The organism is Stenotrophomonas chelatiphaga (assembly GCF_032054965.1).
Classification (GTDB): Bacteria; Pseudomonadota; Gammaproteobacteria; order Xanthomonadales; family Xanthomonadaceae; genus Stenotrophomonas; species Stenotrophomonas chelatiphaga.
The window spans coordinates 117,384-126,358 of the sequence record NZ_DAMBRS010000001.1 but is presented as its reverse complement, the minus strand read 5'-3'; the positions used below and the strand labels follow the sequence as shown (position 1 = coordinate 126,358).

13 protein-coding genes are annotated in these 8,975 nt (G+C 63.4%); all 13 read right to left on the bottom strand.

Annotated elements, in window-relative coordinates:
• Window positions 1-2: 2 nt before the first annotated feature.
• Complete coding sequence (locus RTX79_RS00765) at window positions 3-206, bottom strand: hypothetical protein (RefSeq protein WP_312681061.1); 204 nt, start codon at window positions 204-206, stop codon at window positions 3-5.
• A gap of 41 nt (window positions 207-247) precedes the next feature.
• A complete protein-coding gene (locus RTX79_RS00760) occupies window positions 248-637 on the bottom strand; it encodes a hypothetical protein (RefSeq protein WP_312681060.1) in 390 nt (129 codons plus the stop codon).
• Window positions 638-729: 92 nt separating this feature from the next.
• Window positions 730-1,224 carry a phage tail tube protein gene (locus RTX79_RS00755; RefSeq protein ID WP_312681059.1) on the bottom strand — a complete coding sequence of 165 codons (495 nt, stop codon included), beginning with the start codon at window positions 1,222-1,224 and terminating at the stop codon, window positions 730-732.
• A 64-nt stretch (window positions 1,225-1,288) separates the two neighbouring features.
• Window positions 1,289-1,642: a DUF3168 domain-containing protein gene (locus RTX79_RS00750; RefSeq protein WP_312681057.1), complete on the bottom strand. Its 354-nt coding sequence runs from the start codon at window positions 1,640-1,642 to the stop codon at window positions 1,289-1,291.
• A complete protein-coding gene (locus tag RTX79_RS00745; protein ID WP_312681055.1) occupies window positions 1,642-2,106 on the bottom strand; it encodes a hypothetical protein in 465 nt (154 codons plus the stop codon). Before RTX79_RS00745 ends, RTX79_RS00750 begins: the two co-directional genes overlap by 1 nt.
• 30 nt (window positions 2,107-2,136) lie before the next feature.
• Complete coding sequence (locus RTX79_RS00740; protein ID WP_312681053.1) at window positions 2,137-2,475, bottom strand: phage head closure protein; 339 nt, start codon at window positions 2,473-2,475, stop codon at window positions 2,137-2,139.
• Window positions 2,472-2,810: a head-tail connector protein gene (locus tag RTX79_RS00735; protein ID WP_312681051.1), complete on the bottom strand. Its 339-nt coding sequence runs from the start codon at window positions 2,808-2,810 to the stop codon at window positions 2,472-2,474. Before RTX79_RS00735 ends, RTX79_RS00740 begins: the two co-directional genes overlap by 4 nt.
• 3 nt (window positions 2,811-2,813) lie before the next feature.
• Complete coding sequence (locus tag RTX79_RS00730; protein ID WP_312681050.1) at window positions 2,814-3,176, bottom strand: hypothetical protein; 363 nt, start codon at window positions 3,174-3,176, stop codon at window positions 2,814-2,816.
• A 50-nt stretch (window positions 3,177-3,226) separates the two neighbouring features.
• Complete coding sequence (locus tag RTX79_RS00725) at window positions 3,227-4,552, bottom strand: phage major capsid protein (RefSeq protein ID WP_312681048.1); 1,326 nt, start codon at window positions 4,550-4,552, stop codon at window positions 3,227-3,229.
• The gene (locus RTX79_RS00720; protein WP_312681046.1) at window positions 4,549-5,454 is read right to left on the bottom strand and encodes a head maturation protease, ClpP-related; all 906 of its coding nucleotides are present in this window, start codon (window positions 5,452-5,454) and stop codon (window positions 4,549-4,551) included. Before RTX79_RS00720 ends, RTX79_RS00725 begins: the two co-directional genes overlap by 4 nt.
• Complete coding sequence (locus RTX79_RS00715; protein WP_312681044.1) at window positions 5,420-6,715, bottom strand: phage portal protein; 1,296 nt, start codon at window positions 6,713-6,715, stop codon at window positions 5,420-5,422. The genes RTX79_RS00720 and RTX79_RS00715 overlap by 35 nt, the downstream gene beginning before the upstream one ends.
• Window positions 6,712-8,556 (bottom strand): terminase large subunit, encoded by a 1,845-nt coding sequence (locus RTX79_RS00710; RefSeq protein WP_312681042.1) that lies wholly within the window; start codon window positions 8,554-8,556, stop codon window positions 6,712-6,714. Before RTX79_RS00710 ends, RTX79_RS00715 begins: the two co-directional genes overlap by 4 nt.
• A complete protein-coding gene (locus RTX79_RS00705) occupies window positions 8,498-8,914 on the bottom strand; it encodes a hypothetical protein (protein ID WP_312681040.1) in 417 nt (138 codons plus the stop codon). Before RTX79_RS00705 ends, RTX79_RS00710 begins: the two co-directional genes overlap by 59 nt.
• Between the last annotated feature and the right edge of the window lie 61 nt (window positions 8,915-8,975).

Sequence of the window (8,975 nt, the reverse complement as noted above, 5' to 3'; positions counted from 1 at the left end):
CGTCAGGAGGTGAAGCCCAGCGCCTTGGCAACGTCGCGATCGGCGTCGCTCAGTGCAGAGTCGATTGGGTCGGGCGAGAGGTATTTCAGGACCTGCTCCGGCTTGGCGCCGAAGGAGCCGGCGATTGCGGAAGCGGGCCGATGGAAGCGATGCAGGTCGTCGAACGGGTAGAGCTCGAAGAAAGCACGCCAGCCGGCCAGCTCCACTTCGCCCAGCGCATCGATCTCCGCGACGCTCTTGCCCAGGCTCAGAGCGAGCTGGTATCGGAACCACTCGGCGCTGCCTCGTCGGGCGAGCTCGCCTTTCCCTGGTAACTGTTCACCTCGCGGATCGCGTTCACCAAGGCGGCCTGCACGGGGAACTTCAGGGCACGCGCCCGGTCCAGCGACAACACCAGCTTGCCATCCGGATCGACGACCGCTTTCGCGATCAGCCGGGGCCACGAGTCAGCCTGGCGATCAGCGCTCTCATCCCGCTGCGCGTTGATGAAGGCATGGAACTCTGCCGCCGGCAGCTCGCGGAAGTGGAACTTGTGCTGCTTCCCGTCGGGCAGCTCCACGTCCTTCACGTGGACCCGGTCGCTGATGAAAAGGGAGTCGTCCAGCAGCACGGCGGCCGCCTTGTTCGCGTCATTCATGCCCGTTCTCGAAGTGTTGGGGCCGGCGTGGCGCCACGGCCTGACAGCGCCAGATGCCGACCCAGATTGAAGCCACAGCCGTTGCCGCTGCTTTAGGCCAGCGGCTTGCCGTAGCGGAGGACCGGGCCGCTGCGCTGCAGCGTCACGGTGCCGCGGACGATCTCGTTGGTGGCGATGTCGATGTTGAAGTCAGCCACATAGGCCTGGAAGCCGAAACCCGAGCGCGCAGTGGCGGCGGGGGCCGTAAGCACGTCGTCCACCAGCGTGGGCGCCGCGGTGCCGTCACTCAGGCCGATATACCAGCCCACGTTCTGACCACTGTCCTTCAGGTCAAACAGCGAGGCGTGCGAGGCAGAGCTCGGGATGTAGTTGAACGGCACAGTGACCTGGCCGGGCGTGCCGAGGCCGCGCTGATAGGTCTTGTCGACCAGCGCGTCGAGGCAGGTGTCCTCGATCTGGTCGGCGGCGCCGCCCAAGCCAGACGCACCGGTCGGGCAGGCAAACTTCACGATGGCAGGTCCGCCGGCCGCATTCGGGTCGACGAAGAACAGATGGGTGCCCTGGGTCTTGACGACGCCCTCGGTCATGGCTTGATCCTCTCTTGAAGCCGCGCGAGGGCGGCAGTGCGTGGTTGGTGATGGTTTCAGCGGCTCAGCGCTGGTCGATGAAGTCGGCTTCCAGTCCGACCCGGTAGAGCTCGGTGTCCGAATCGATCGTGTCGATCGCGACACGGTTGACGATCAGCTCCGCGTCCAGCGCGTCCCGCACGGCCAGCGCCAGCGCCTGGGCGCCCGCCTCATCCTTGTGGTAGCAGTCGATCTGCACCGTGGTGAAGTCACCGCCCGGCGCGCTGCTGAGGTTGCTGTAGGGATCGCCGGTGACGATCTGCCAGGTGATATAGGGACGGGGATCCGTCTGCGGCGCCTTGCCGTGGCCACTGACGCGCTCGCCAACCAGCGCGATGACCGCAGGCGTACGGATGGTCCTGTAGACCTTGGGGAACATCAGCGCTTACCCCCGTTCTTGGCTGCCAGGCGCTTGGTGATCAGTTCCACCCGCTTCAGCAGGTCCTCGGTCATCGTGTCGATGATCTGGCTTCCCCGCCGCTGGAATGCAGGCCGCAGCCACGGCCGTGCAGGCTGTAGCGCGGATCCCCACTCCATCAGCTGTGCAGCGCGCAGTGTTGTGGTCCGAGCGCCCTTGGCATTGACGAAAACCTTGCGCTTGACGCGTACCAGCTGGCGCTCGCCTTTGGTCCCGGTGGGCGCCTTGCCGCGGCTGGCGATGATGTTGTTGACCGTGGTGTCGGTGCTGCCCGCGCCGCCTACAGCCGCTGAGCGCCGAAAGTTCTCTTTGGCCTGGTCGCGCAGCATGCGTGCGCCCTTGGCCAGCGCCAGCTTTACCGGCCCGCCGCGCTTGCTGACGACCTCTGGCGGCAACGCCTGCAGGGTGGCCAGCAGGCCGTCCACCCCGTTGATCTTCATTTCCACCTTCATGCGCTACCGCCCGTCGTTGACGCCGGCGGAGACCGGGATCGTGATGTACTCCAGCCCCGACGCCTTGTCAGGCAGCAGGCCGGCTATGTTGTAGGTCTGGCCGCGGTGCACCAGGCGCATGCTCGGCAGCATGCCGGCGCGGTATCGGATGGTGATGCGCGCCGTCACCGCCGCCTGGGTCTGTCCCGACTGGATGAAATCGCGTGCAGACAGCGGCTCGACGCTGGCCCATACCGTGTCCACGTCCACCCAGCTGGTGGTCTGGACGCCGTCCCCGTCGCGCGTGGTCACCTGCTGCTGGATCAGCACGCGGTGGCGGAGATCCCCAGCGGCCAGGCTCATACGCCGAGGCCTACGCGGTGCGGCCAGAGCAATGAGTGGGCGCCGAGAGGCAGCTGAACAGCGTTCTCCGAAGTCACGGCTTCACGGTTTCGGTACAGGTGTCCCGTCAGCAACAGAATCGCTGCGATGATTGCCTGGTTGGCCACAATGGGATCGTCCCCTGCCTTGCCGTCAAGCACCGCAGCGGCAAGCTCGTCCACGTCAGAGAAAACTTGGCGGTTCAGGAAATCCTGCGCAGCCTGCTCTGCTGCCTCGGCATAGAGGGCCAGCATCTCGTCGTCAGCGGTATCGACCCGGCAGTGCTGCCGGGCCTGTTCGATAGTCACCAGGCGCATGGCTTACACCTGCGGCTGGGCAGCGGCGATGGCAGCGGTGAGCGCCTCGATCACGCTCTTGCGTGCTTTTTCCCCTTTTCCCTTTTCTGCCTCGAGGCCTGCGGCCAGCAGATCGGGGTCGGTCACCTGAGCAAGGGCGGTGACGACGTCAGCCGCGTTCTGGGCAACCAATGCGACGCCGGCGCTCTCAGGTTGCTTAGCCCCCTTGTCGGCGTTACCGCCTGGCTGAGATACCTCACCAACCACCTCGACGAGGCCTTTCCCGACAAGCAGGTCAACGTGCGCCTGGGTCGCAACAGGAAAAACTTGGTCGCGCTTGATCGTCCCACCGTGCTCCAACCCGCGCAGTGCCTTTACTTCAATCATTTCGCTCTCCTAAGGGGCGCCGCTTGGCGGCGCCCCCGTTCCAGGTGGGATCAGCCGCCGCCAGCGGGCGCGTCGAGGCCGGCAAAATCACCGGTGACGAACGCTTCCTGCCGATAGACGGTCAAGGTCAGGCGCTCTTCCATGAGCACCTTGACCATGTTCTTGACGAAGTCGCGATCGTCCTGGGTGGCAACCATCACCTGCACGTCCTCCCGGTCGTGGATCTCCGCGGCGATGCCACCGCCGAAGGCGCCCACCAGGAATTCGGACGCGTCCATGGCCTGCGTCGGAACGACGTTGCGGCCCCACAGCGCCGGCGTGGCGATGCCACGCGGGTTGGCGAACAGGTAGGCGTTGTCGTCAGTCTTGGTCAGCTCAATGGCAGCCCAGTCGAGTGGCGACAGCACGATTCCATCGGCCCACGCCTCAGCCAGCTCGACCTGCAGGAGCGCCAGACGCAGGCGGTCAAGGCGAGTTTCCGCCTGAACCGTGACGCCGGGGTTCGCATAGGCGGTTGCCTGGGTGACCAGCCCGTTGATGTTCAGGCCCACGCCCGAGCCCTTCAGGAGCTGAGCCTCTTCCTTGAACTTCAGGCCGTAGCGCAGGCGCCCGTCGATGTACCCGCGCAGGGTCGGGATGTCACTCAGCACCTGTCGGGATGCGTGGATCCAGTGTGCGATCGTCACCACGGGCGCGGAGTCGGCTTCAAACGTGATGTTCGATTCCGGCTTCGGGTTGGTGGGGTTTTCGGCGACCACGTTGGCGTTGTTGGTGAATCCGGTCTCACGCACATACTCGATCGCGTTGGAGCTGGTCGGGACCGAGTTCATCAGGTCCCTGATAGTCAGCCGCCGCTGTCCGGGCATGATGATCCCCTGCCGGCGGTCCGGAACAATGAGGTCGCCCGCAGAGGCGCCGTCGCTGGTAACGACAGCCTTGACGTCCATGTGGAACTTCGAACTCGGGCGAGCCGCCCATGCCTTGAAGTCCTCGTTGTCAACGAGCTGTTCGCCCATCGACTTCGGCTGCATATCGCCGCCGAACCCGCCATGTTCCAGCTTCGCCATCAACTGCTCAGCGCCTTGCAGCCGTGCCTGCAGCGAGCCCTGCTCCGTCAGCAGCTTGTCGACGGATGCTCGCGTTTCCTCGGAAAGTCGGGCGTGGGTCTTGATTTCCTTTTCAGCCTGCTCGGCTTGCAACTTGACCTGGTCACTGATCTTCTTCAGTTCGGCGCTGATTGCTTCAGGCAGGGCCGCCGCTGCACTTGCCATCGCGAAACCATGCGGCCCCATGTTGAGGAAATGCGTGCCAGCGAAAGCATCGGACGCGAACAGTGCGACGAGGACCACCGTGATGGCCCAGAGGGTGTACTTCATGGATTTTTCTCCTGGGTGAGGTCAAACGAACGAAGTGCAGCGACAATCGCTGCTGTTGGATCGGTGGGATCGCCCTCACCGCTGCCGGCTGGATCGCCCGAGCCGGACTTGAAATCACTGATCAGTCGCATCGCGTCTGCCTTGGACATTCCCGAGGCACGCAGAGCGGACTCCATGCGGCGCACCGCTGCTGCCGTGCCACCAGTGCCACTGTCCTTCTTTACTGCCTCGGACTCGAGAAGAGAGTCCGCGAATCGCTGATCCACGGCCGCGCTGCCACCAATCCACGTTTCGCGATCCATCAGCTTGGACATAGCCTTGGGGTCATCCCCGGTACGCGCCGCATAGACGTCGGCCATGGCGGCATCAAACGGCTCAAGCTGATCCGCAATGTCGCGGAGGTCGTGGCGATTGCCGGCGGCCATCAGCCAGCAGTTGTGGATCATCAGGAAGGCTGGGCGAGCGATCTGCACGGCGTCACCGGCCATTGCGATGATCGAGGCGGCAGAAGCAGCCAGCCCCATCACCTTGACCGTCACCTCACCGGGGTGTTCGCGCAGCATGGAGTACATCGCGATGCCTTCGAACATGTCGCCGCCCGGGCTATTGATTGCCACTGTCACCGGCCCCTTACCAAGCGAGCGTAGGGCGGCCGACATACGCTTGGCGGTAAACCCGCCGCCGGTCCACCAATCCTCGCCGATCACGTCATACACACCGATCGTGCGCTCGTCCGCGTCCTTTTCCTCGGCCGCCCGCAGCGTCGAGTCCCAGCGGCTCAAGGCCATCTGGGGCACATAGCTGCGCACATCCATCTGCGGCCGACCCAGCGGGACGCCCGGAAGTGCTCGAATTGTCATCTTGGCCTCAGCCTTTTCCGTTTCGAAATTGGTCCAGCCCAAGCTGGGCTCGGAGCGCGGCGCGCGTCTCCGCATCTGTGGTGTTCGTGCCACCCAGCGCATCGAGAGGCACCATTGCAGACTGCACAGTCAGCACCGCAGCGTTGCCGCCCATGGGCTCCCGGTCCTCAAGTTCACGGACTTCGTCGCGCGTCATGATCCCGTTGTTGACCATGACCGAGTAGAAGGAGGCGCGCGCCGCGCTGTCTGCCCGTAGCAGCCCCTCGACGGCAAATTTCGCGTAGAAGCGCTGCCCCTCGGCAGGACTCAGCAGGTCCTTGCGGATCGCCTGCTCGATGCGGCGCAACCATGGCGCCAGGGTAAAGGTCAGGAAGCCAATCATCTGGGACTCGATTCCGGTGCCCCAGCTGGTTGACGTTTCCGTGTGACCCACCATCCACGGCGGGACGCGGAACCAGCGGCAAACCTCCTGCACGCTGAAGCCACGGGATTCCAGCAGCTGAGCATCGGCGGGGTTGATCCCTAGCGTGCCGGCCTCAGTCCCACCCTCGAGCAGGGGCGTCTCCCCACGTTCGATTGTGCCCATGACATTGCGGCGGAACTCGTCGCGCTGGTCCTTCTTGAGGAATGACGCGACCTTGTAATAAACGGTCTGGAGCATCCCATTGGTGAAGGTCTTGCTCGCCGCTTCATCAGCGGCGATCGCGTTGCCGAAGACCTTGGCGCCGTACTGGATCACCGAAACGCCACATTCTCCGTCGAGGGTGAAGCCGGGAACCTCCCAGATGCGAGATCGCGGGATCACCCGCTGCCGACCGCTCTTGTCTGTGTATCGATATTCGAGGTTTCCCCGGCTGTCCCGCGCCTTGGTGGTCCTGTCGGGGTTCAGGAATGCCAATCCAATCACCTGACCTGCCGACATGAGCTTCTCTGCCCTGCCCACGCCCCGGAGCAGCATTGCGGCCACCATCGCTTCCCAGAACACCGCAGCCGTGGAGTCCGTGTTTGGTTGATCGTGGATGACGAAGTGCAGCGGGTGACGCGAGGCCGGGATCTTACCGGCCGAGGTCTTCTCGAAAAGCGTCAGCGGCAACGTAGCGATAGTCTCCGAGATGAGACGCACACAGGCCCAGACTGCCGACACCTGCATGGCGCTTCCGGTGCTCACCTTGACACCCGCCACTCGATAGCCCCCCATGCTGCTCCAGGCCTGTTCGTTCGTCAGATCGAAAGAAATCCCTAGCCAGCTGCGCACTGCCGCAGCTACGCGACCGACCGGCTTACGTGAATTGTTCGCGGTCATGCGGCTGCCTTCGCAGGGCTGCTGAGCCAATCGTCCATACCGTCGCCCGCCTCCACGTTGATTGAAATACCGACAGCCATCAGCAGTGCGGTCATGTCATCGATCTTGTCCGCGGAACGCTTCTTGTCCGGAGCCTTGTTCATGTTTTGATCCGTTCGGGCAACTAGGTTCGCCGCGCACCAGGTGAGAACCGGATCTCCGTCATGGACCAGGTTCCCGGCGATGTATGCCCGCTCCAGCTCTTGCATCGCCGGGTGATAGGACTTCGTGCCTTGGATGAACTCCACCAGCGGCACTTCAGCCTTCACTAGCCGGCTGACCATTTCCGTGGCGTTCCAGCGGTCGAACGCGATGGACTGCACGTTGAACCGCTCCACGACGTCCAAGACCGCTCGCTCGATAACCGCGTAATCGGTGACTTGCCCCTCGGTCTGCTCGATCAGGCCCGCCGCAACCCAGCCGGCGTAGGGCACAGTGCCACGCTCTGTGCGTTGCTCAACTGCATCAGCAGGAACCCAGCGGCGTCCCCAGGTAATGATCTTGTTGCCAACGCGCCAGACCAGCCGCAATGCAGTCAGGTCGCGGGTACTGGCCAGATCGAGCCCTCCCCAGCACGGGACATCCCGCAGTGCCTCAAGGTCGATAGCGCCGGCGCAAGCTTTCCACTTCGGCAGAGCCACCCAGCTGTTGGCCGAGGCCGCCGGCCGATTGACCCTCTTGATCTCGAACTCAGCCAGCTTCGACGGCATTCTCTTCGCTTCGACAGCCTCCTTTCGGATAGCTGCGAGAAGGTGCTTATTGACATCGATCAAGGGATTCGCCTTGATCCACTTCGACTCATCGAAGGTGTCGTCGGCCTTGATTCCGGCCTCCTTGTCTTCTTCATCGATAGCGTAGAACACCGCCAGGTAGTGATCGGCCTCGTGACCAAACAGCCCGGCCAGTAGCTGTTTCACGAACTGCCTGATCTCAGCCCAAGGCCCGGGGTTGGTGTATCCCTCTGTGGTGGTGAACAACCACAGAGGATTCTCCCGAGCACCAGCAGCCGACTGCAGAACATTAAGCAGGTCAGGTGTTTTATGCGCGTGGATCTCGTCCAGGCCGACATGGGAAGGGTTCAGGCCATCCTGCGTACTAGCCTTGGCGTGGATTGGCTTGAAGCTTGCTCCGATTTCCATGCGACTGATCGACTTCGCCCAGGTCTCCAGACCGTAGGCCTCTCGAAGTTCCGGAGTCTTCTCCACCATGCGCTTGGCAACGTTGAAGATGATCGATGCTTGAGGGAACGTGGTCGCGGCCGAGATGACCTGCGCACCCTCCTCGTTCTCGCAGCACTGACAGTACAACAGGATGGCCGATGCCAAGGTGGACTTGGCGTTCTTGCGCGCCACCGCGAACAGCGCCGAGGTGAAGCGCCTGGTTCCGTCCGGTTTGCGGAAACCGAACAGCTGTACAACGAAGAACACGTGAGACCTATGCATCCGAATCTCGGGCGTCTCCCACTTACCTTCGACATGCGGCAGCAGCTCGATGAAGCCGCATGCATGGCAGGCGTGTTCGGCCGAAAATCGAAACGGTGCACCGCGCTTCTTCGCGCGGGCCAGATCGTCAATGAACCTTCGTGCAGCCTGGCGGATCAGCTTCCCGAACCGCGCTCGCTTCTTGTCCGCAATTGCTTCCTGCGCGTATGCGATGGCTACCGCGACGTAGTCAGATGGGTCCGGCGCCTTAGCTCGCGCTGGCCGCCGCGCCGCCTTCTTCGTGGCGGCCTCGCTTTCAGGCTTACCTGCCCGGCGAGCCGAGCGCGCCGAACTTGTTCCCGGTCTTCTTGCTGTCGCCACCTGAACTCACCTTCCGACGGCTGGCCGGGGTCATGCCGAACTCAGACATGAGCGCCTTGAGCGCTGTCTGCTCGGCTGCTGTGATGTCGACGCCGGCCATCTGCTTTGCGACCTGGACCTGCCAGGCGTAGCAAAGCTGCTGCAGCGCATAGAGATCGACCGTCTGGAGCACCCGCGCCGCAACTAGTTGCGGACCAAGGTCATTCCACATAGCAGCGCCGTTTACGTTGAGATGCTGCGGTGGATCTGGGAACTCGTCGATCAGATCGAACTCGGGGGCATCCGGCACCTCACGGTCCGGCCGGGCGGTCCCGGCGATCACCTTGAGGGCCGGAGCAGTCGGCTTCCGTCCTCTCATTTTTCAAATCCTAATTTTGACCGTGCAAAAATTTGGCTGAGCGGCCGGTGTCCGAGGGCAA

Coding starts and splice junctions, on each gene's coding strand:
- RTX79_RS00735 (WP_312681051.1), bottom strand. CDS start 2,810: ATGCGCCTGGTGACTATCGAACAGGCCCGGCAGCACTGCCGGGTCGAT.
- RTX79_RS00760 (WP_312681060.1), bottom strand. CDS start 637: ATGAATGACGCGAACAAGGCGGCCGCCGTGCTGCTGGACGACTCCCTT.
- RTX79_RS00705 (WP_312681040.1), bottom strand. CDS start 8,914: ATGAGAGGACGGAAGCCGACTGCTCCGGCCCTCAAGGTGATCGCCGGG.
- RTX79_RS00715 (WP_312681044.1), bottom strand. CDS start 6,715: ATGACCGCGAACAATTCACGTAAGCCGGTCGGTCGCGTAGCTGCGGCA.
- RTX79_RS00725 (WP_312681048.1), bottom strand. CDS start 4,552: ATGAAGTACACCCTCTGGGCCATCACGGTGGTCCTCGTCGCACTGTTC.
- RTX79_RS00755 (WP_312681059.1), bottom strand. CDS start 1,224: ATGACCGAGGGCGTCGTCAAGACCCAGGGCACCCATCTGTTCTTCGTC.
- RTX79_RS00730 (WP_312681050.1), bottom strand. CDS start 3,176: ATGATTGAAGTAAAGGCACTGCGCGGGTTGGAGCACGGTGGGACGATC.
- RTX79_RS00750 (WP_312681057.1), bottom strand. CDS start 1,642: ATGTTCCCCAAGGTCTACAGGACCATCCGTACGCCTGCGGTCATCGCG.
- RTX79_RS00740 (WP_312681053.1), bottom strand. CDS start 2,475: ATGAGCCTGGCCGCTGGGGATCTCCGCCACCGCGTGCTGATCCAGCAG.